The sequence below is a fragment of the Microbacterium sp. NPDC055988 genome (assembly GCF_042269505.1).
In the GTDB taxonomy this organism is placed as follows: Bacteria; Actinomycetota; Actinomycetes; order Actinomycetales; family Microbacteriaceae; genus Microbacterium.
Map to the genome: position 1 here is coordinate 447,336 of NZ_JBHJXY010000001.1, position 21,653 is coordinate 468,988.

Annotated in this window: 20 protein-coding genes; 7 read left to right on the top strand and 13 right to left on the bottom strand. The window is 67.7% G+C overall.

The features are described from left to right. The 3 genes from ACFC14_RS02310 to ACFC14_RS02320 all read right to left on the bottom strand — a co-directional run. Window positions 1–1,656 (bottom strand): Ig-like domain-containing protein (locus tag ACFC14_RS02310; protein ID WP_376101030.1); only part of this gene is annotated, 1,656 nt, incomplete at its 3' end. An 801-nt stretch (window positions 1,657–2,457) separates the two neighbouring features. Further along, window positions 2,458–3,000 carry a hypothetical protein gene (locus tag ACFC14_RS02315; RefSeq protein WP_376101031.1) on the bottom strand — a complete coding sequence of 181 codons (543 nt, stop codon included), beginning with the start codon at window positions 2,998–3,000 and terminating at the stop codon, window positions 2,458–2,460. A 334-nt stretch (window positions 3,001–3,334) separates the two neighbouring features. Further along, a complete protein-coding gene (locus tag ACFC14_RS02320) occupies window positions 3,335–3,568 on the bottom strand; it encodes a hypothetical protein (RefSeq protein ID WP_376101032.1) in 234 nt (77 codons plus the stop codon). A gap of 689 nt (window positions 3,569–4,257) precedes the next feature. Between ACFC14_RS02320 and ACFC14_RS02325 the strand changes: the two genes are divergently transcribed. The 4 genes from ACFC14_RS02325 to ACFC14_RS02340 are packed head-to-tail and all read left to right on the top strand — an operon-like array spanning window position 4,258 to window position 9,046. Beyond that, window positions 4,258–6,429 carry an acyltransferase family protein gene (locus ACFC14_RS02325; RefSeq protein WP_376101033.1) on the top strand — a complete coding sequence of 724 codons (2,172 nt, stop codon included), beginning with the start codon at window positions 4,258–4,260 and terminating at the stop codon, window positions 6,427–6,429. A gap of 38 nt (window positions 6,430–6,467) precedes the next feature. Continuing rightward, window positions 6,468–7,103, top strand: a complete 636-nt coding sequence (xrtR, locus tag ACFC14_RS02330) for an exosortase R (RefSeq protein ID WP_376101034.1) — start codon at window positions 6,468–6,470, stop codon at window positions 7,101–7,103. A gap of 12 nt (window positions 7,104–7,115) precedes the next feature. Beyond that, window positions 7,116–8,471, top strand: a complete 1,356-nt coding sequence (locus ACFC14_RS02335; RefSeq protein WP_376101035.1) for a glycosyltransferase — start codon at window positions 7,116–7,118, stop codon at window positions 8,469–8,471. Window positions 8,472–8,500: 29 nt separating this feature from the next. Then, window positions 8,501–9,046 (top strand): hypothetical protein, encoded by a 546-nt coding sequence (locus ACFC14_RS02340; RefSeq protein ID WP_376101036.1) that lies wholly within the window; start codon window positions 8,501–8,503, stop codon window positions 9,044–9,046. Between the two features lie 22 nt (window positions 9,047–9,068). Here ACFC14_RS02340 and ACFC14_RS02345 read toward each other — a convergent pair whose 3' ends face one another. Next, window positions 9,069–9,275 carry a hypothetical protein gene (locus ACFC14_RS02345; protein ID WP_376101037.1) on the bottom strand — a complete coding sequence of 69 codons (207 nt, stop codon included), beginning with the start codon at window positions 9,273–9,275 and terminating at the stop codon, window positions 9,069–9,071. A 358-nt stretch (window positions 9,276–9,633) separates the two neighbouring features. Between ACFC14_RS02345 and ACFC14_RS02350 the strand changes: the two genes are divergently transcribed. Beyond that, window positions 9,634–9,972 carry a hypothetical protein gene (locus ACFC14_RS02350; protein WP_376101038.1) on the top strand — a complete coding sequence of 113 codons (339 nt, stop codon included), beginning with the start codon at window positions 9,634–9,636 and terminating at the stop codon, window positions 9,970–9,972. Between the two features lie 30 nt (window positions 9,973–10,002). Here ACFC14_RS02350 and ACFC14_RS02355 read toward each other — a convergent pair whose 3' ends face one another. Further along, window positions 10,003–10,656, bottom strand: a complete 654-nt coding sequence (locus ACFC14_RS02355; protein WP_376101039.1) for a YoaK family protein — start codon at window positions 10,654–10,656, stop codon at window positions 10,003–10,005. Between the two features lie 345 nt (window positions 10,657–11,001). Here ACFC14_RS02355 and ACFC14_RS02360 point away from each other — a divergent pair, with 345 nt between their 5' ends. Further along, window positions 11,002–12,048, top strand: coding sequence for an SGNH hydrolase domain-containing protein (locus ACFC14_RS02360; RefSeq protein WP_376101040.1), 1,047 nt, complete (start codon window positions 11,002–11,004; stop codon window positions 12,046–12,048). A gap of 361 nt (window positions 12,049–12,409) precedes the next feature. On the opposite strand, the gene ACFC14_RS02365 is transcribed toward ACFC14_RS02360, so the two are convergent. Next, a complete protein-coding gene (locus tag ACFC14_RS02365; RefSeq protein WP_376101041.1) occupies window positions 12,410–12,964 on the bottom strand; it encodes a hypothetical protein in 555 nt (184 codons plus the stop codon). A gap of 731 nt (window positions 12,965–13,695) precedes the next feature. After that, complete coding sequence (locus ACFC14_RS02370; RefSeq protein ID WP_376101042.1) at window positions 13,696–14,541, bottom strand: patatin-like phospholipase family protein; 846 nt, start codon at window positions 14,539–14,541, stop codon at window positions 13,696–13,698. Window positions 14,542–14,723: 182 nt separating this feature from the next. On the opposite strand from ACFC14_RS02370, the gene ACFC14_RS02375 reads away from it, so the two are divergent. Then, the gene (locus ACFC14_RS02375; protein ID WP_376101043.1) at window positions 14,724–15,281 is read left to right on the top strand and encodes a DUF308 domain-containing protein; all 558 of its coding nucleotides are present in this window, start codon (window positions 14,724–14,726) and stop codon (window positions 15,279–15,281) included. 54 nt (window positions 15,282–15,335) lie between these two features. Here ACFC14_RS02375 and ACFC14_RS02380 read toward each other — a convergent pair whose 3' ends face one another. The 6 genes from ACFC14_RS02380 to ACFC14_RS02405 are packed head-to-tail and all read right to left on the bottom strand — an operon-like array spanning window position 15,336 to window position 21,647. Further along, window positions 15,336–16,241, bottom strand: a complete 906-nt coding sequence (locus ACFC14_RS02380; RefSeq protein ID WP_376101044.1) for a multidrug DMT transporter permease — start codon at window positions 16,239–16,241, stop codon at window positions 15,336–15,338. Then, window positions 16,238–17,959, bottom strand: a complete 1,722-nt coding sequence (locus ACFC14_RS02385) for a cation:proton antiporter (RefSeq protein WP_376101045.1) — start codon at window positions 17,957–17,959, stop codon at window positions 16,238–16,240. The genes ACFC14_RS02380 and ACFC14_RS02385 overlap by 4 nt, the downstream gene beginning before the upstream one ends. 10 nt (window positions 17,960–17,969) lie before the next feature. Further along, window positions 17,970–18,641, bottom strand: a complete 672-nt coding sequence (locus tag ACFC14_RS02390; protein ID WP_376101046.1) for a GAP family protein — start codon at window positions 18,639–18,641, stop codon at window positions 17,970–17,972. Further along, window positions 18,638–19,789 (bottom strand): hypothetical protein, encoded by a 1,152-nt coding sequence (locus ACFC14_RS02395; protein ID WP_376101047.1) that lies wholly within the window; start codon window positions 19,787–19,789, stop codon window positions 18,638–18,640. The genes ACFC14_RS02390 and ACFC14_RS02395 overlap by 4 nt, the downstream gene beginning before the upstream one ends. Next, complete coding sequence (locus ACFC14_RS02400) at window positions 19,786–20,907, bottom strand: hypothetical protein (RefSeq protein ID WP_376101048.1); 1,122 nt, start codon at window positions 20,905–20,907, stop codon at window positions 19,786–19,788. Before ACFC14_RS02400 ends, ACFC14_RS02395 begins: the two co-directional genes overlap by 4 nt. 26 nt (window positions 20,908–20,933) lie before the next feature. Then, window positions 20,934–21,647 (bottom strand): hypothetical protein, encoded by a 714-nt coding sequence (locus ACFC14_RS02405; protein WP_376101049.1) that lies wholly within the window; start codon window positions 21,645–21,647, stop codon window positions 20,934–20,936. Window positions 21,648–21,653: the final 6 nt, after the last annotated feature.

A 21,653-nucleotide genomic window follows, 5' to 3' on the forward strand; every position in this document is an offset into this window, starting at 1 on the left:
TTCACCGATCTCGATCTCACCGAGCTCATTGCCCTCAGAGTCCTTGATCACGACCGTGTCGCCAGGCTGACCCTTACCCTCGAAGGTCACATCCGGACCGACGAGCGTGGAACCCTTCTCCGGCGACGTCACCTCAAGAGGCGCCGTCACAACGACATCCTCGATCTCGACCTTCTGGTCACCCGACTCGACCGTCACCGAGCCACCCTCAGGCAGCGGAACAGTCAGCTCCCAGGTGCCGTCTTCACCGATCTCGATCTCACCGAGCTCATTGCCCTCAGAGTCCTTGATCACGACCGTGTCGCCAGGCTGACCCTTACCCTCGAAGGTCACATCCGGCCCCACGACCGTGCCACCGTTGCCCGGAGCGGTCACGACCAGCTCGGCCGTGTCGTCTTCGACGGTCACATCTTCGAGCACGACGGTCTGCTCCCCAGCGATCACCGTGATGGGTGCGGATCCTTCGGGAACCACGACCTTCACATCCCAGGTGCCGTCGCCATTGACCTCGGTCGAACCGAGCTCGTTGCCCTCGGCGTCCTTGATCACGACGGTCTCGCCCGGCTGACCCTTGCCCGAGAAGTCGGTGCCGTGGGTGCCGATCTTGTCATCGCCCTTCGGCGAGATGACCTCGAGCGGCGCGACCACGACGATGTCCTCGACGTCGACCTTCTGGTCGCCGGACTCCACGGTGACCGAACCGCCTTCGGGCAGCGGAACCTCGAGTTCCCAGGTGCCGTCCTTCTTGACCTCGGCCTCGCCGAGTGTATTGCCGTCGGAGTCCTTGATCACGACGGTGTCACCGGGCTGGCCGGTGCCCTCGAAGGTCACATCCGGTCCGATCAGCGACGAGCCGTTCTCGGGTGACGTGACGATCAGCTCGGCCGTGTCGTCTTCGACGGTCACGTCTTCGAGCACGACGGTCTGACCGCCGGCTTCGACTCGCAGCGGTGCCGCACCCTCGGGCACGACCACATTCAGCTCCCAGGAGCCGTCGCCCTTGACCTCGGTCTCGCCCAGCACGTTGCCATCGGCGTCCTTGATCTCGATCTTGTCACCGGGCTGACCGGTGCCCTCGAAGTCGGTGCCGTGGGTGCCGATCTGGTCGCCCGCCTTCGGCGTCGACACCACGAGCGGCTTGATCACGTTGAGGTCAGTGACCTCGATCTTGCGCTCCCACACCTCGACCGAGGCAGAGTTGGTGCCCTCGGGCAGGGCGACCTTCACCGAGAATGCTCCCGTCGTCGGGTCGGCCGTCGTGGTACCGATGACGATGCCGTCGGCGTCCTTGATGGTGACCGTGCGCCCGGGCTCTGCGGTGCCCTGGAAGAGCACATCCGAACCCACGACCGTGCTGCCAGAGGTGGGGGTGGTGAGCTTGATCTCGGCCGAGTCGTCGACCACGAATCCCGCCCAGTTGGCGGACTTCGACGCAGTCTTGAACGTCACGAACGTCGGCCCCTGGGGGAGCTGCAACGTCGCCGTCCACTTGCCGGTCGCGTCGGTCTTCACCGTGCCGTAGTTGTTGCCGTTGAGGTCGGTGATGGTCAGTGTCGCGTTCGGCTCAGCTGTGCCGGTGAACTTCGCGCCCTTCATCCCCACCTCCTGGCCAGCTGTGGGCGAGGAGATGACGATGTCGGCTTCTACGGCCTTCACAGCGGAACCGTCCGTCACCCAACCAGTGGTCGTGGAGCTTCCACGCAAGGCCATGAGGCGTCCACTCATGTGCTCAAGCCCAACCGTGGAGTTCGCGCCGTTCAGGGTGATGGTGGGATAGCCGCCGATCGATGCTCGCGATGCGGCCTTCCACATCTGAGCATTGCTGTTCGCGTTGCATGTCTCCCAGGTTCCGTCTCCGGTCGTGGGGTCGAAGCACTTTCCATACACGGACGAACCGACGGTCACGTTCCTGATGGGACCAATCGACCCCGCTGCCGGAAACTGGAACGCCCCCTTCGCAAGCGCAAGAGTTGCCGGAAGGGTGCTCGCGCTGAATCCTGTTCCGTTCGTCGCGCTTCCCGTCATCGCCGAGTAAGACGTCCCGCTCGCGTTCGGGCTGACCATGCTGCCTTCGAGCTGTGTCCCGGACTGCAGCGCTGCCTGTGCAGGAGCGGCGATGAACGCGCTCCCCGCCACCAATGCGGCGATCGTGCCGGCCGACGCGAGACCGCGCCCGAACTTCTTATTGATACCCAACATGTTGCCTTTCGTGTGTAATTGCCCGTTCCCCAGGGCGGGGCACCCCGCAGTGCGGGGCAGATCGTGACGGCTCTGCGAGGGCGGGCACAGTGCTCGCCGAGCCTGAGGCGCGGGTCCTGTGTGTGCCTTGGACCTGCACCGCTGATGTTCGTCATGCGTCGTCTGTCGTGAACCGGCGGAACACGCCGAACCGCTCCCGCGAAGGCGGCCCGCCGCCGGCGTGCGATCGCGTCCCCCGCGGCACGTATGCGGCTTCGCTCAGGCGTTGCGCTTGCGCGCGGCCCGCCAGGCGAAAAAGTAGAAAGCACCGGCACCCAGCACGAGCAGGACCATGCCGACAAGACCGAGGGCGTTGTCGAGCGGGTGCGCGCCCTGTTGGGCGAAGGAGCCCATCGCCAGCGCGGCCAGGTACAGACGCAGCTGGTTGAGCGCGAAGATCACGACCACGCTGATCGCGCCGATCGTGAGCGCACGCGGCCACGACACGAGGCGCAGGAGCGTGAGCACGCCGCCCGCGATCGCGACGACCCCGGCGAACAACGCAGCCCCGCACAGCACGGTGGCCTGGGCGGCGAACCAGCCCTCGCCCATCGTGAAACCGAGCGCCGGATTCCCGTCGCTCCACACGAACATGGTCTCGGTCGCGAACGTGGCGTCGGCGATCGAAGTCGCGATACGCATCTCGAGCTCACGGATCCACCACTCGCTCACGATCAGCCCGATGCCCATGACAAGCAGTGCGATGCCCGTGATCCAACGGCCGAGACCGCTCTTCGGCCCACGAGGCCGGTCTGTGCGCACTTCTTCGGTGCGTGCTCTTGTTGCGTCGTTTTCCAGAACGGAAGACATGGCAGATTCCCCCCATTGAGTTCGATTGGTTCCCAGTACCCGTGCGTCCCACGCAACGGGCTCATCGACTGCCGACGTTAGGTTCTGCCGCGCGAGCATTGCCTGGCCCGTGACGCCTCTCCGTGCTGGCGATGCGAAAGTTGGTGCGGAGCGCCAGGAATTCGACACACACTCTCGTAAGGCCCCGTGCATCGCGGAAACGCGCATTCGCGGTGCGCCTCCAGCCGCCAGGTACCTCTCCCCTGGCACGAAAAAGCGCGAGGACCGAATGGTCCTCGCGCTTTTCTCACGCACTCGCGTCGGGATCTCCGAAACGCCGGTAATGGGGGCGAGGTATCGCCTCCTGGGCGGCAAGGTAGCGCAGACGACGGCGCTCTCGCACGGCGAGCAGCAGGAAGACACCGACCGCGATGATGATGATCGCGGTGCCCATGACGGTCGTGAAGACGTTGCCGCCGGTGGCTACGAGCATGCCGCCGCCGCCGACCGCGGCACCTCCGCCCGGTATCTGTCCGTACATCTGAATCCCCCAAGGAATAAGTGGCCCGGCGTCATCCACCCAAGGAATGTGCCGGATGCCCACGCTAGGCGCGACGCTCTCCGACGACTCTGGCGCGAAGAGGAATCGGTGCAGGATCCTCCTGCGCCCGTGCCCGACGAGCCACCCTCCGTAGAAGGATCGGATACGCAGCCCGTGGCCCGCATTCGTCCCACACGCGCTCGCCCGCCGCCGTTTTGCGTACGCACGGGCCTCAGCGGTCGCACGTCGCCCGAGCGCGCCACGCGCTTCGCTCCCCCGCGCCCAACCTCCGCACGATCCTCGTTCGCGCCGGTTCATTCGCAGATCGAGGCGGGATCTCCGTAGAGAACACCCGAACACCCGAATGATCCACCCGAACCCCCGTACGGGAACATGTGCACGCTGGACGCCCGTCGACACGGACCGCCCACGCACGCGGCCGCCCGAAACCAGGGTTCGACGACGGCTGGCACCGACGATCCGCACCGACGCACGGGGACACCCCTGCTTCCGCCGGCCCCCGCGTACGCAGCGCATAGAAAGGGAGCACGAAAGCGACCGGGGAAAGTCGAGATCGACACCGGAGACGCACGACGCTGCGGCGGGGAACGCATACCTCCTTCTTGGGGGCTTCTGCCGAACGACCGTGGCTGCAACCACACCCATCGACTTCGAGCAGAGGACGTTTCATGAACGAGGTGATCACACCTTCCGCCGACGGGGAGACCGCGGTCTTCCGCACCCGCAGCGAGGCCCGCGCAGCTGAGGCCGAGCGCACTCCCGTGGCCGAGGCCGACCGCCCCGACGTCCGCGACACCGCTCCGACCCGCCGATCGCGCGCCGATCGTTCGACGGCCCCGCACGCCGAGCCGCAATCCTCCACCGACTCGATCCGCACGGCCAAGGTCAAGACGAAGACCGACGACGTCGTCAAGCCGGGGCTCCGCTTCGACGCGGTCGACGGCATGCGAGGTGTCGCCATCCTCTCGGTGCTGCTGTATCACTGCGGGTGGTCCACGCGCGGGCTCTTCGGCGTCGACGCGTTCTTCGTCGTCTCCGGCTTCCTCATCACGCTGCTCATGATCAAAGAGGCAGTGGGCACCGGACGCATCCGGATCGGGGCGTTCTATGCCCGCCGTGCGCGGCGCCTGCTGCCCTCGCTCTTCCTCACCCTCGGCCTCGTGCTCGCGGTGTTGTGGTCGAGTGGAACGCTCACCGAGCTGAAGTCCGCAGCCCAGACCGCGATCGCCTCGCTGTTCCAGGTGGCGAACTGGCAGCAGATCGGCTCGAACAGCGGGTACTGGGACCAGACAGGACAGATCATTCCGCTCGGCCAGATGTGGTCGCTGTCGGTGACCGAGCAGTTCTACGTGGTGTGGCCGATCGTCGTGCTGCTGCTGTGGTTCGTGTCACGCAAGCGCATCGGCATCCTCGCCACGCTGCTCACGGTGACCCTGTTCTTCACCGCACTGATCGCGCCGCTGCAGTTCGACGGCTCGAACACCGACCGCCTGTACCTCGGCACCGACTCGCGCATCGTCGCGTTCGTCGCCGGAGCCGCCGCGGCTGCTCTCGTCTATTGGCTGCTGCAGCGCGCTGCACAGCGGCCGGAGCGCACGCCCTCGCTGCTCGCCCGTGTCGGCGTCACCACGCTGAGCCTGGTGAGCCTGGTCGCGGTCGTCGCGGTCAGCATCGCGACCGAGACGTACCACGAGGCCTGGCTCTACCAGGGCGGGCTTGCGGCCGTCGCCGTCGGCATCGCGATCTTCACCGCCACTCTCTGTTTCCCCGCCAATGCGCTCGTGAAGCCGTTCTCGTACAAGCCCTTCCGCGTAGTCGGCATGGTCTCATACTCGATGTTCTTGCTGCATCTGCCCATCTTCTGGGCGCTGCAGCAGGCCACCGACGGAAAGATCCATCCGCTAGCTCTGTTCGTGGTCGGCGGTTTCCTGACCTGGATCGCGTCGATGATCCTGCACTGGGTGATCGCCGAGCCGCTGCGCACCCGCAACTGGAAGCCGTTCAGTGCGTTCATCGCGATCGTCGCCGGCTTCGCTGTCGTGATCGGACTGGCCTGGTACCTGCCGATCGATCGTGTGAACAACCCGCGCGTCGACGCGTCGGCACCGCAGGCCGCCAACCCGGGAAGCCTGTTCCCGTCCGGAGCCGCCTCGACCGTTCCGACCAGCGCCGACGGCTCGCCGCTGACCGTGGCCGTGATCGGCGACTCGGTCGCGGGCAACATGTACGACTCCCTGGCCGAGTACCGCACGGCGGACCTGAAGCCGCTCGACCTCACCTATGGCGGGTGCGGCATCTTCGACGCCGAGAAGGCCCGCGCCGACAACGGCTTCATCATGGAGTCGGAGCGGCTGTGCTGGAACTGGAAGGACAAGCTCCGCACGGCGAACGCCGACCAACAGCCCGACGTCTACGTGCTCCACAACGCATGGGACGCCGACGACCAGCTGTTCAACGGCGAGTGGGTCGGCCCCTGCACCGACCAGTGGCAGCAGCGCTACGCCTCGCAGCTCGAGATGCTCGTGGACATCGGCGACGAGCAGGCGCAGGCACCACTCATCCTGCTCTCCAACGACCGCGACCGCGGCGCCGAGAGCTCGCTGTCGGCCGAGCGCCTCGCCTGCAAGACCAGCGTCGAGGAGACGATCATGCAGGCGCACCCCAACGTGAAGCGCCTCGACTTCAAGACAGCCGTCTGCCCCGACGGGGTGTGCGTCACCGAGACCGAGACCGGCGACGCGATCTACACCGACGGCAGCCACTTCAGCCCCGCAGGCCTCGCGCGCATGGCGCCGTGGCTCCAGAGCGAGATGTCGAAGGCTCTGCGCCCGAGCGCGTGAGCGGCCTGCGACCACGAACCCACCCGAAAGAAGACATCATGACCAGCGCCTCTGCTCCCCTCGACACCCGAGCCTCCCGCCGAGCCCTCCGCGAAGCACAGGAGATCCGCGAGAAGCCGAACCCCTCCCCCGCGTACGTTCCCACCCCGACGACCAGCCGTGTGCACATGGCCATCCGCTGGGCACTGGCCCTGCTCTTCGCCGCCGGTGCCGCAGCCGCGGTGGCGTTCGAGCACGCGATCCGCACGATGGAAGCCGCGATCTCGGCCGAACTCCTGCCCTTGATCTTCGCGACCGGCACCAAGGCCGCGACCTCCAGCGGCAGCCCGGCGATCGCCTTCGAGGGCGACGGTCACTGGTATGCGCTGCGCATCACCGCGGAGTGCGCGATCGCGTTCTACGTCGCGGCCATCTTCGCCCTCACCGCGATTCTCCTGCTGCTGCCCCGCTTTCCGCTGGCCCGCCTACTGGGTGCGACCGTGATCGGCATGGTCGGTCTCATCGCGCTCAACCAGGTGCGGCTGGGCTGGCTGGCCTATGCGTTCTCGTTCCAGAGTCGCGAGGTCTTCGACTGGGTGCACATCGTCGGCGGCACCATCCTGATGGCCGTCAGCATGGCCGCCACCCTGCTGTTCTACGTCTTGTTCATCGTGCACAAGCCCAAGAAGAAATAGAAGGGAGGACGCATGTTCTTCACGATCGGCGGCTTCGCCTTCCTGCTCAGCGTCCTGTTCCTGCTCTACCTGGCGCTCATCCTCGTTCCGTTCCTGCGCGACAAGCCCGTCGTGCCGGGTGACCCCGACGACTTCCACTGGCACTTCTTCATCCCGTGCCGCGACGAGGAGGCCGTGCTCGCCACGACCATCGAACGCGCGCGCACGAACTTCCCGAACGCCCATCTGTGGGTGATCGACGACGACAGCGACGACGAGACGCTCGCGATCGCGGAGGAGTATGCCCGGTTCGACCCGCACGTGCACGTCGTCGCCCGCAAGCGTCCGAACGCACGACTCGGCAAGGGCGCGGCCCTCAACCAGGCGTACGCCGAACTGTCGGACTGGCTGCCGGCCCGCGCGAACCGCGACCTGGAGATCGTGATCGTGCTCGACGCCGACGGCGAGCTCGCCGAGAACGCGCTCGAGATCGTGTCGTCCGATTCGGTGTTCGGCGACGACGAGAACGGCGCTGCGCAGATCACCGTGTGGATGAAGAACCGCGACGACAAGAACCCGGTGCCCGGCGGCAGCGCGTTCAAGAACCGTTTCGGTCGACTCCTCATCCGCATGCAGGACATGGAGTTCCGCACGGTGAACGCGGCTATGCAGTCGCTGCGGTCGCGGGCCGGCACGGTCGGACTCGGTGGCAACGGGCAGTTCACCCGCCTCAGCATCCTCGACCGGATCGGCGACGAGTACGGCACCCCCTGGCATGGGTCGCTCCTCGAGGACTACGAGCTCGGGCTGCACGTCGTGCTCACCGGATCGACGACGAAGAACGTCAACGACACACACGTCTCCCAGGAGGCTCTTCCGTCGATGAAGCGCTTCGTCACGCAGCGTACGCGTTGGGCGCAGGGCAACATCGAGTGCGTCGGTTACATCCCGAAGGTGGTGAAGTCACCCTACGTGACCGCCGCCGGCGCCCTCGAGACCACCTACTACCTGCTGCTGCCCTACCTGCAGACGCTGGGGATGATCGCGCTCGCCCTGCTCGGGTTCAGTGCTCTGCTCGACGGCCTCGCGCACCCCGACGTGCTCGACGCCTTCGTGCGTGTGTGGTGGAGTGTGCTGACCATCTACATCGTCTTCACGCTGGCGCCGTTCGTGCTGTGGGGGCCCATCTACCGCAAGCGCTGCGAGCCCGACCTGGACCTTGCGACATCCATCCGCTACGGCTTCTGCTTCGCGATCTACATCTACTACATGTACCTCGTGTTGCCCGCCGCGTTCGTGCGCAAGTACTCCGGCAAGACCGGGTGGGCGAAGACCCGTCGCAACGGCGAGGTCGCCGCCAGGGGTGCCGCCATCGCCGTCGAGCACTGATCTGCCACACACCCTGAAGGAGGAACCCCATGACGAACGCGCATCGAACAGCCCGACCCCGATCCGGTCGCCTCCTCCGAGTGATCGCCGGCATCCTCATCGGCGCGGGCGTGCTCCTCGCCGTGGTGGCCGTTGTCGCGCCAGAGCGGGTCGAGCGCGCCTACGGCGCGACGAAGAGCACCGTTGACGCGATCGCTGCCGGCGTGCGGGCGACCGTGCTGGACGAGCTCCCCCGTGCCCGCCTGGGAGCGACCGGCGGCAAGGCGGAGCTCTCGCGCTGTGACGACACCTTCACGCAGATGGCTTCGTACACGCGAGCGGGCGTACCGCCGGTGTGGGCCGCCCACAACAACTGCGGTGGCGATGTGATCCTTAACTGGCAGCTCGGCGACCACGTCATCCTCAGCACCGCACAGGGCGACGTCGAGTACGAGGTGGTCGAGGTTCGACACGTCCCCAAGACGTGGTCCAGTACCGACGACCTCCTCGGACTCGACGGCGATCTCGCCCTCCAGACCTGCCTCTACGGTCAGGACATCATGGATTTCGTCGGCCTCGACCGGGTGGGGGACTGAGACCGGAGAGCACCGATGCTCGTCACTCCGTCCTGCAGGCGTCGGCGGCCTCCGCGGCCTCGTCTGGTTGCGGGTTCAGCTTCGGAGGGTTCAGTTGCACACTCGCGGGGAGGGCGACGTCCGGAACGTCGATCTTCGCGGCGATCACCGGACGCGACCACACGCCTGGGTCGGGTGGTCTGCGGCGTGGGCGCTCATCCGCACCACCGGCATCCGTCAGATCAGCCATCTACGCTCGTCCCCATCCCTCTCACGTGCCGCCATCGGGGAACCGCCCCTCCCGCCGGCGGTCATCGCACGTTCTCAGGATCGTGAACGTGAGCTCGCACGACAACGCTCGGGCCCACACTTCACCCACTTCCCCACCCTCGCCTTCCCCCGGGGGCGACAGAGGGAGTTCCGAGGGTTGTGCGTGCGCTGAAGCGAACTTTGCGTACGCGAACTCGGGATACGGGGTCACTTCTCCGAGGCATCACGCCTCCACGCGTCGCCGTGAGAAGCGCGCGATCGCAGGCAGCCGACAGCCGTCGACACGACCTCGGTCCGCCCCATTGCCGCGACGTCTGTTCTGACGATAGGTTTCGCGCATGCCCTTCCCTGTGTACACCTCGGCTGCCGAGTGGATCGAGGTCGCGCTGGGCTTCGCGCGCGGCTTCGCACTTCACGATGCGCGCGCCGCGATCCTGAACAGGAATCACCTCACCTCCGAGCACATCCGCGCACTGCTCACCGCTGAGGCAGCCGGGGCGAACGACGCTGGCGTCTCGACGGTCACGCCGGAACAGCTCGCCCAAGCCACCGGAATCGACCTGCGTGACGTTCTGCTGATACGAGCCGGGCTGTTCAGCTACGGCCTGCTGTCGAAGGCAGCCGCAGAGGCAGATGATGTGCAACTCCAGATCCCTCGCGCACACAGACCGTCCTGACGACGGTTCGGAGAACTTCCCGCGCATCCCTCATGTGGCGGACGCGCCGCGCCCGTCGCGACGCAGAACGAGCGCGAGGGCGGCGATGGCCAGTACGCCGGCCGCGATGAGGAGTGAGATCGCACTGCCGAGTCTGTGCGCGGCGGCGCCGACGACCGCCCCGCCGGCGAGCGATCCCCACAGGATCAGCGGACGCTGCCAGGCGCTGCGAGACCTTCCGGTCATGAGAGCGGCGAGCGCGAGGCCGAGACTGACAAGAGTGCCGGTCGCGTAGGTGATCGCGACGCGAGCGCGGCCCTCAGCGAGGTAGAGCGTGTTCACGGCGCCCATCGCGAACGCCAGAATCCAGAACCGCCACGGTTCTTCGGGCAGGAATACGGCCAGCGCAGCGCTGCCCGCCACAGCTGCTGCAGACCCGGCGACGGCCCGTACTCGTCGTCGGTCATCATCTCCGACGAGCGCCCCGGCCGTAACGCCCAGCACGAACGCCAGGACCAGTGAGAGCGGCATGAAGGCAGCGGTGATCCCGTGCTCCAGCACCTCGACCCCCGCCTGTGTGGAATTGCCGCTCATGAACGAGACGAACAGCCCGCCGGTGTCGATGAACCCGATCGCGTCGACGTACCCGGCCGTGACACTGAGCACGAGCGACAGCGTAAGCCCGCGGCGATTCACCTTCTTCACCGGTCGTCCTCCTTCACGCCTGCCGAAGACGCACTCGTCGAACCATATCGATTCCCGGCCGACATGAGCACGATGCGTCCTCGTCGACGAGGTCCGTGCACACCACCACGCGGGCCCATTCGACCCGGACAGCAGACGATTTCGCACGGGTCGTCGGCCGGCCTCCACGCAATACCACCGCAGCGACGCCAGCCCGCGCCGCGCCGCGTTAGCGTTTTCGACGAGGGCGGCTTCGGTTTCTCCGCGAACCCTCCCCGCGTCTCCCGTGCGCGGGACGGGAAACGAGTGGCCGGTCTCCCCTGGGGTCCGGCCACTCCCGTCGTCCGACGAGGAGGGATCAGAGCGATGGAAAGCCGCGGGATGACGCGCCGTGAGGAGCGCGCACGGCTCGAGCGCGACAGGCTCGAGCGCGACAGGGAGGCCGCGGAGTCGCAGTCCCTCGAGCAGCAGCCGACCCCGGCGGATGGTGTCCGCCCCGCTCCCACTGTCGGCTCCCGGCTGCGTGCCGTCGCCACGGGCGTCGGCGCAGCTCTCGCGATCGCTTTCTTCATCGCAGCAGCCATCCACTACACCAGCCAGCCTGCCCCGATGCCTGGCGCGGATTACGGCTCCTCCTCGGAACCACCGCCCCAGGTCGACCAGCCTGTCGCCGAAACCGTCGCCGAGCCAGGCAGCCCGTTCTCGATCGGCGCGCCGGGCCCTGCCCTCAGCTCTGCGGGGCCGCTGAAGGTTGCCCTTCTGGGCGATTCCGTCGCGGGGAACATGCACCAAGCGCTTCGCGATCATCGCAGCACCGATCTCGACCTCTCGCTGATGGCATCGGGTGGTTGCGGCCTGTTCGATGCGACCAAGGCCCGGGCCGGCAACGGCTGGGTGATGGATTCCGAGGAGAAGGGGTGCGGAAAGTGGAAGGACGACCTCCGTGGCCTCACTCCTGGCGAGCAGCCCGATGTCATCCTCGTGCACAACAAGTGGGACGTCGAGGATCAGCTCTTCGAGGGCTCTTGGATCGGCCCGTGTGAAGACGCCTGGGAGAAGCGCTACCACCAGCAACTCGAGACGCTGACGGGCATCACGGACGTCTTCGCCTCACCGCCGCTCATCCTCCTGTCCAACGACCGACCGCGTGACTGGTCGAAGACGGTCAGCCCCGAACGTCTCGCGTGCAAGTCGGCGGTCGAGGAGACGATCTTCGCGGCGCACTCGAACGTGCAGCGGCTCGATCTGTCCGGGGCCGTCTGCCCGGACGACGTCTGCGTCACCGACGTCTCCCCTGGAGTGGCTCTCTACGCCGACGATCGCGTGCACTTCACGCCGGCCGCGAAGCAGGTCATGGCACCGTGGATCGAGAATCGGATCGCCGAGGCGCTCTCCGGCCTCGGACGCCTCTGAGAAGTGAGGATGGCCCGGGGAGACTCCCCTCGCCCGGGCCATCCCGCGACGGTGGGACTTCGACAACTCACCGTCGCTCGCGACGCGGCGAGAGGGCCGCGTTCACTGCCGATGCGCCACCCGTGACGCATCGATCCTCATCCCACCGCCTCGCGGCAGCGACGGAGGGCCGCGCGAGACGATCCCCGCGCATCGTCTCGGATCCACCGTGCCGAAGCGCACGATTGCGTGCCTACGAGGTCGCAGCTCCGTGCCGTCTGCGCCCGGCGCGTCGTCGACGCGAGAGCGCGCCAGCGAGTCCCAGCACCCGTGCACACCAGCTGGCGCCGCGCCTACGTCGTGACCGCTCCCTGCTCTGAGCTCAGCGCCCGAGCACGGCCACCGTGTCATCCAGTTGAGCCCCGGAGAGCACGAGCTCGAAGTCCGCACCTGGGGCATCGTCAGCCAAGGCGATCAACGTCGCCCGCGGCGCCATGTCCAGCGTGCAGGGCCCGTCGGGCACACCTAGCGTCACGGTTGCGCCGCTCGCAGTCTGTTCCACATCGGTCGCCGTGGGTGCACACGTCGACGACCCCCAGGTGAGCAGCACGATGCCACGGTCGTCGAACCATCCGGCCGATGGCGCGAACTCCGTTTCCGAAGTAGACGCGGCAGCGAAGGCTTCATCGGCCTTCAACTCGACCGCACCACGCAGATCGTCGTACTCGATGAGGAGCTCAACGTCTTTGGACGGATCCACTCCCTCCGGGAAAGCGCCCAGGCTGGCGCGCGGCCCCATGTCGGCCGTGCAGGGTTGGTCCCCTTGCGGATCGGCCAGCGTCACCGACACCGTCTGCTCCTCCGTCTCGTCGTCGGCCGTCGCGTCGTCGACGATGGGAGGGCAGGACGACGACCCCCACGTGACCACGGCGAACATCCGACCGCCGTCGAGCCGAGCAGCCGCGAGGTCAGTCCCCACGTCTTCCCCCGGGGTTCCCTCAGCCTCCGCGGTGAGCTCGGGAGCCGGGTCCCCCGCCGTCGCGCAGCCGGACAGGGCGAGTGATGCCCCCAAAAGGGCTGCGATCGTGAAGCCGCGGACTCGTGCCGTGCCGATCGGGTTACTCCTGGCGACCATGTTCCCTCTTTCGTCGTGAGGTTGTGAGGTGGGCGCCGGTCGCGGTAGGGAGTGCCAGGAATCCCGCCTGGCGAACCGTGAACCGACCGGCGCCCATGTGCGGACCTGACCGTGACGACCTGCGCCGTGGGGGAGGAGCAGTCGGTGGTCCGCTGGTTCAAGAATCACCGATCGGTTCGATCCGAACAGCGATCAGACCCGGATTTCACCCCGCAGTTCACCTTGACGTTCGCCCGTGATCTCAATCCAGCTCACTGCGGCAGCTCGAACCCTGCGGGAGCGATGCCGGCTGATGCCGGAGAATCGGAATGTCCGGTGTCACCACGTCCACCGCGTGCACGGTCCACCACCCGCCGTCCGCGTGAACGGAACCCTGGAAATCCGAACGCTGTCTCATTCCGCTGTCTCCCTGCGTCGCGCGCCTGTGCTCACCAGTCTGCGCAGGCACCGCGTGATGCAACGCCGCGGGGCGCCTTCTCGGTATGGGCGCACCCGTTTGCCCGTACCGACGAGCTCCGGAGAGGTGGCGTGGGTTACGGCGTCGGGGCGGTCAGGTGCCAGTCCGGCCCCGCCTCATCGAGCGCGACGACAGCGGCACGACGCCCCTCGGCGATGAGGCGTCCGACATCGGACATCGTCCACTGAGCCATCCCCTCCATCTCGGGCTGGATCAACACGACGGAAGGATCCTCGACGAGGTCGGCTGTGCGCGAGACCGTCCTCATCATGCGCACGTTCTCCCACTTCGCATGCAGACGCACGACGATGACGCGAGAGGCACCGATCGCCCTGGTCGCCTCGACCGGGACATTGTCGATCATCCCCCCGTCGGCGAGGACCTGTTCGCCCCGGCGAAGCGGCGGGAGGAGTCCGGGCACGGCGACACTCGCCCGCAGCGCCTCGCTCAGCGGCCCGTGGTCGAGCACGACGCCGCGTCTCGTGCGCAGGTCGGTGGCGTACGCGGCGAACCGTCGCGGGAGGTCTTCGATGAGCGGATCAGTACCGAGCACCTGTTCCACCGCTGCGCGGATGACGCGCGTGTCCAGAAGTCCCCAGCGCGGCCGGAACGTCCACCGCGCGATTTCGCTCCAGCGGAAGCGCAGCACCGCGCTCTCGATCGCTTCGGCATCGAAACCGGCGGCATAGGCGCCAGCGGCGAGCGCTCCCGAGCTCGTACCGGCAGCGACCCCGGGCCGGATGCCACGCTCGGCGAGCACCTGCAGCACGCCGACGTGCGCGGCGCCGAACGCCCCTCCACCGCCGAGCGTGAGCCCCAGCGAACGGTCGTCACCCTCGAACATCTCGGCCCGAGCCGCCTGGTGCGCATGCCGCGCCGCCCCGGACCCGTCGGGTGTCGGAGGTTCGGAGATGTCGGTCATCCACCCACGCTAAGCGCGTCAGACGCTCCGCGACCAGAGCACGACGGGTGAAACCGGAGTGATCCGCGGGGTGAAGTTGCGAGGCGATCCCCGTGTGTGCGTTCACGCGACGCGATGCTGAGGGCACACGCCGTCGGCGCCGTCCGCACCGACGGCGGTTTCGAAACCAGAAAGGGCCTTCAATGACCACCACCTCCCCCCGTGCCACCGCCACCAACGGCATCCGCATCGCCCTCGGCGTGGGCGGCCTGCTCGCCCTGATCGTCGGAGTCCTCATCCTGGTGTGGCCGGGCAAGACGGCGGCCATCGTCGCCGCGATCGTCGCGGTCTACGCGGTCATCGCCGGTATCGTCTACGCCGCTCTCGGCCTGTTCAGCAAGACCAAGGGCGGGTGGGCGCGTATCGGACACGTGTTCCTCGGACTCGTGTTCATCGTCGCGGGAATCCTGGCCTTCTCGAACCTGGGGCAGACAGCGGCGTGGCTCGGCGCGTTCATCAGCATCCTCGTCGCGGTGCTGTGGATCGTGGAGGGTGCCGTCGCACTCTCGACCATCGGACACGCCGGTTCCAAGGTCTGGGCCGTGCTCTTCGCGATCATCTCCATCGCCGCCGGCATCGTGCTGCTGTTCGCTCCGCTGTGGGGCGCAGCGCTGCTGTGGATCCTGCTGGGACTGTCGCTCGTCGTGCTCGGCGTCGTGAACATCGTGCGCGCGCTTCGTTACGGCAAGAAGACCGCCTGATCCAGCAAACCCCTGCCGGGCGCCCACGCACCCGGCAGGGGTTTCACCGATGGGTCAGGCGGTCTCGTTCTCCGCGCGGGACAGCGCGAACACTCCCCCGACGGCCACAGCCCCTGCGACGATGAACGCGAACAGCGCCCACAGCGGAGCCGAGCTCGCCTCGCCGAGGATCACGATCCCGAGCACGACGGCGACGGCGGGATCCACGACGGTGAGACCGGCGACCACCACCTCGGGTCGGTTCGAAGCGTGCGCGCGCTGCACGAGGTAGACCGACAGCCCTCCGGCGATGCCGATCCCGAGGATGCAGGCGATCGTGAGGATGTTGGCCGCGTCCCATTTCAGGCCGCCCGACTGCAGCGCCGTCTGCACGCGCAGGATGACCGTCTTGCCGAGGGTCGCGACGAACGCCGAGAAGACTCCGCCGAGCACGACCCACAGCACCGGAGGGGTCGGCCGATTGCGGCCCAGCACCCACACGAGGCCGGTCGCGATCAGCACGGCGGCGAGCACCGACAGCACCGCGATCAGCTGCACGTCGGTGATCGGATGCTGCGTGCTGACGAGTGCCGCCACCGTGACGAATCCGGCGACGCCGACCACGCAGGTGAGGATCGCGAGCACGACCCGCCGCGACGGCATCCGCTTCGCGACGAGCGCCGTGATCAACGCCGTGAACACCAGCGCGACCACACCGAGCGGCTGCACCACCATGAGCGGGGCGAGGGTGAGCGCACTCAGCTGCAAGACGATCGCGACGACCAGCAGCAGCGCGCCGATCAACCAGAAGTGGTTTCGCACGAGGTGCATGACCTTGGAGCCGTCGACGCCCTGGGTCGCGTTCTGCTCCATCGCCCGCACACCGCGGGCTTGGAGCAGGTTGCCGAGGGCGAGCGCGGCGGCCGACGCGAGCGCCAGCGCGATTCCGAGCAGAGGGGTGGAGGACAGTTCCATTGTCATCTCTCGCTTTCCAGGTGGAGCTTCACGCTGATCTCGTAGGCGTCGAGCTCGTCGAGCACGTACCGCAGCGCGCTGGTGCTGTGTCGCCCCGACCGGCCGAGTTCGTGCAGGCGACCTCGCATCACCGTGATGACGGCCAGACCGAACTCGAGTGCCTCCGGGGTGTCGAGCCCATCCGTCGGGTCGAGGGGGGTGACGAACAGTGAGGCGGGTACGGCGTAGATGTCGTCCGAGAAGGGCTTGCGATCGCTGCGCCGCAGTCGGCCGCCTTCTACCGCAACGCGCGCGGCCTCGTTCAGCTCGGCATCGATCTCACGGATCTCCTCGCGCGGCAAGCTGCTCGATCCCTTGCGCAGCCCCAGAATACGAGCCAGCCACGGCAGCGTGAGCCCCTGGATGAGCAGGCTCCCCGCCGCGACGAGAAACGCGATGAACACCAGCAGGTCGCGCTCCGGGGTGTCGTTCGGCAGAGTCTGCGCGGCCGCGAGCGTCACGGCTCCGCGCATTCCCGCCCACACGATGATGGCGTTGTGCTTCCACGTGAGCGGTGACGTGTCGAAGTAGTCGATGTCGGCTCTCATGCGGCGGAGCCTCTTGCGGCGACGCTTGACCTGCTGAGCCGGAGAGACGCCGGGGAGGGCGGCCAGCGCCCGACCCGCTGTGCTCTCCGGTGGCGCGTCCCCTTGGTCCCCTGCCGACAGGCGCCCGCGCACGAACCTCTCCACGCGGGTCGTGTGCACGCGCAGCATCGGGAACACATAGGTCGCACGGACCGCGATGAGGATCACGAAGGCCAAGGCGGCGATGCCGATCCCCTTCCACAGCCCTTCGTCGGCGGCGAGATTCTTCTCGACGATGCCCCACAGCTCCAGTCCCATGAGAAGGAACACGGCGCCCTCGAGCAGGAACTCGACGGTGCGCCAGTTGAGCTTGTCCGAGATCCGCTGCTCCGGCGTCAGCCACCGCACCGCGCCCTGGCCGCACACCACTCCCGCGACGACGGCCGCGACGAGGCCCGAGCCGCCGAGCGCCTCGGTCGGCAGGAACGCGATGTAGGGGACGGTGAGTCCGAGCGCGGTGTTCGCCGTTGCACTCGTCGTCCACGCTCGCAGTCGCAGAGCGAGCGCTCCGGCGAGCGCACCGACCACGATCGCAGACAGCACCGCCCACGCGAAGGTGCCGAGAGTCGCGAGGAACGAGAATCCGGATGCCGCTGCCACGATCGCCGTGCGCATCAGTACCAGCGCGGAGGCATCGTTGATGAGCGCCTCGCCCTCCAACACCGTGACCACTCGGCGCGGCACGCCGAGACGACGCACGATCGACGTGGCGACCGCATCGGTGGGGCTGAGGATCGCTCCGAGTGCAACGGCCAGCGGGAACCCGAGGCCGGGGATCGCGATGAAGAAGAACACTCCCAGCACGAGGGAGCTGATGATGACGAGGAGCACGGCGAGCCCGCTGATCGCACTGAAATCCCGCCGGAGTTCGATCGCGGGCGCCGACACCGCCGCCGAGAACAGCAGGGGAGGCAGCACCCCCATCAGGATCAGTTCCGGTGGCACCACCACGGCCGAGACAGCGGGGATGAGGCTCACCCCGACGCCGACCGCGACGAGGATGAGCGGACCCGCGACGCCGATGCGGCTCGACAGTGCATTCGAGAAGACGATCACGATGACTGCGACGATGATCGCCGCCGTGAGCTCTAACGACATCCGGCTTCCCTCAGCTCGCCAGGTCGGCGACGCCGGAGCCGATCAGCTTGACCCCGAGGATGACGAACAGCACGGTCATGATGACGGCGTGATTCGACACGAGCCAGGTGCGCATCGCGCTCAGACGCACCTCGACCTTTCCCGGGGACACCACGCTGATGAACCACGGCACCATGACCGCCATGATGCCCATGACCCCGAAGACGAGAATGACGGCCACAACCTGTTCCACGGGCAGCGTCGCCTGTGAGATGCGGCCGCCGGCGGCGACGAGCAGGGGCAGATCCTTCGGCGACAGCGGTCCGGAGATGAGCACGCCGACCAGGAACGCCCCACCGAGCTTCAGCCCATCGAGCCGCGCCATCCAGGCCGGAGGCTCGTTCGACGCGCGGTGCCGCCACTGCCGGATCGCCAGTACGAGCAGGCCGAGGCCCAGGACGATCTCGACGATGTCGACCGTGATGTGGGGGCCGGAGTCCGGATCCTCCGTCCCCGCCGATCGCCCGACCAGGACCAGGATGCCGACGAAGACGATCGCGAACGTGTAGCAGCCGAGGATGAAGGCGGTGCCGTTGGTGCGGCCCTTGCCCGACGTGGCCATCAGGATCACGGCGACGATGGCGAGAGGACTGATCGCGATGGCGACGCCGATGGTGAGCAGGTCGGCGAGAACGGGGATCATGTCGGTACCTCCACCACATCGGGGGCTTGTGCGGATCGGCGCTGCAGCGCGCGACGTGCGGACTGGTAAGCCACCCCGGTCGCGGAGCGCACGCGGCGGGCGGGGCGCGAGGCCCCGGTCAGCCAGCCGACGACCGCGAGGATGAGTCCGAAGACCGCCACGGCTGTCCCGGTCGCGCTCAGGTCTGCGATGACATGCGCGTACACGGCGCCGATCGCAGCCGGCGGGATGCCGCTCTCACCCGCGGCGGCGCCGATCGCGATACGCCCGAACTCCAGGGCGACCGCCAGAGATCCGCCGCCGAGCGCCAGCGCGACGCCGATGCCCGTGAGCGCTGCACTCCGCCGTCGTGCCAGCATGAGCCCCGCCAGGAACAGCAGCGTCGTGATGATCGGGAGCCACCACCCGATGGCATCGGCGAGCGCGTACCCGGTGCGGATGGCGATCACGTTCTCCGCGCCGCCGACGATGATCGTGCGGTCGATGGTCGGCACGATCGTTGCGATCCCGATGCCGCGGTCGGCGAGCTCGGCTTTCACGCCGTCGACGAGCGGGCCCAGGCGGATGCCCACGCCCTGGTCGGTGAGTACCACGATCCCGCCGCCGTCCGACGTGGACACGGCCGTGAGCGCACGATGCCCGCCGCGCAGCGCCATCTCCCAGATGCGGGCGAAGGCCGCGGACTCGACGGCCGACTGCACCGAGGTCGACACCAGGCTGTCGAGACCATCGGCTGCCGGTTGCCGGAGCAGTCCGAGCATCTCGGCCGTGCGCTCGTCGGTCACGGGCACCACGACCCCGTCGAACACGGCGTCGGTCAGCACCTCGAAGTCGATCCGCGCGCGTACCGCGGTCATCGTCTCGTCGACGATGAGCTCCTGCACGGAAGGCTCATCGACCAGCGGCGCGAGCATGCCGACGAACGACTCCTCATCGATCAGCTGTACGCGCGCCCAGGCGCCGACGACCGACACCGGGACCAGCAGAGCCGCGACGGCGATCACGAGCGCCGACGCGACCGCCCGCCACCAGCCTCCGCGCGGACGCTCGCCGTGGATCGCCGCACGCCGAAGTTCCGCGTTCTGCCGTTCGAGCTCGTCCAGCCGAGCGACGACGCCCTCCTGGTCCAGGGCCGCCGGTCCCGTCACGACGCCGACCGCTTCCGAGAGCTGACGGTCTGCACATTGCGCAGGAAGAGGATGAGCCAGCTGAAGATCAGCAGGGCCGCGACCAACTCCACGGCGGTGAGGTTGTAGATGCCTGCTGCGAAGAGCAGCGCCAGCCCGACGATCGCCACGACGTAGATGTAGCCGAGCGCGATGAACACCCGCGGCATCGAGGGGATGAGCCAGGGCAGCGCCAAGACCAGGGCCGCGTAGGCGACGGCCATCCCAGTCGCCACAGTGTTGTGCACGAGGAAGAAGCGATCGACCGGGAAGATCCCGACGCACGCGAGCAGCACGCCCAGCAGCACGAAGATCACGCGCACGATGAGTCGCCGGCGCCGATCCCTGACCGTCGTGGAGGGAAGCGACGACGTGCCGAGTCGGGCGATGGTCGTGACGATGACCCCCGACACGATCAGGGTGAAGTTGAACGTCAGCGACGAGATGTCGTGCGTGATCCCCAGTGCGGAAAGGTTCATCTGCCACCACTGCGGATCACCGGCGCTCAGCATCGCTGTCACGAGGCCGACCACCAGGAACACGGCGAGAACCAGGGAGAGGTGCCGCGGCGACAGGCTCGCACCACTGAGAAAGGCGAGGTATGCGCTGAGCGCCGACGCGGCAGCGGCGAGCACGACGGCGGGAGAGGTGTAGACGGTGGCTCCGACGAGGCTGTGCTCGAGGACCGTGGCGATCCCGATCCACCCCAGCAGGGCGATCGCGCCGTGCGCCACCGACAGGGCGGTGATGTCGAACCACCGGTAGCGCTCATCCTCGGTGGGGCCGGCGCCCGCATCGGGACGACGCCGGGGCAGCATCCGCGACAGGGCGAAGCCCAGTGCCGCCGCGATGCCACCCGCGATCGCTGTGAAGTCGCCGAGCGAATTGCGGCCGTCGATCGCGAGCTCACGGCCCCAGAACACGAAGGCGGCGACGATGGCGACGATGACGAAGACCCCACCGCCCACCACGAGCGCGAAGGATTCGTCGTCCAGGCTCGACCGCTCACCGCTGCGCGAACCGATCACGGGGCCGGTCGCCGGCACCGGTTGCCACGAGAGTTCATCGGCGATGGGGTCGAGTCGCTTTCCCGCGGTCATGACGTCTCTTCTCTCAGCATCCGGTCTCAGCGTCCGGAACTTCCCGGTACGACAGCAGCCGACGGAGACGATCCGCCGCGCGGCCGGTCCCAGAACGGCAGCACGATCAGGGACGCGAACAGGAAGCAAAGCGCCCCGATGAAGGTGCCGTTGTTCGCGAGCGAGCCGTTCAGCGCGTCGCCGCCCGGCAGGATGTAGGCCCCGACCGCCGAGAACGCGAACGCCACGCAGCCCACGAAGTTGATGACTACCGACCACCAGGCGCGGCGTCCGAAGTCCCAGTGCCGGGCGACGTGCGCGTAGGCGATGAACGCCACGACCCCGCTCACGAGGAAGGCCACGGAGCCGCCCGCGTCTGGGTTCCACACGAAATGCTCCTGCGCGCCGATCGACTTCGCGCGCAGGGCGGCGGTGGTGCTCACGTTGAACATGAGTGTGCCGAACGACTGCGTCGCCGCCGCCAACCACTCGGCTCGGACCATGCGCCCCGGTCCGTAGGACACATCGACCGCGACGGCACCGCTGAGGAACAGCTGGATGAGGCCGGCGGTGGTGAAGAACAGGGCCCCCACGAAGAACAGCAGGTTCGAGATGCTCGATCCCATCGCCGCGCTCAGCACGGGGGCGGATCCGACGGCGAAGAACGCCGATCCGATCATGAACCCCCAGCACTGCTTGGTGACGGTGGGGATGAACAGACCGCTCCGGGGGGCGTCCATGGTGGTCGCTGCGGCGCTCATTCTGAC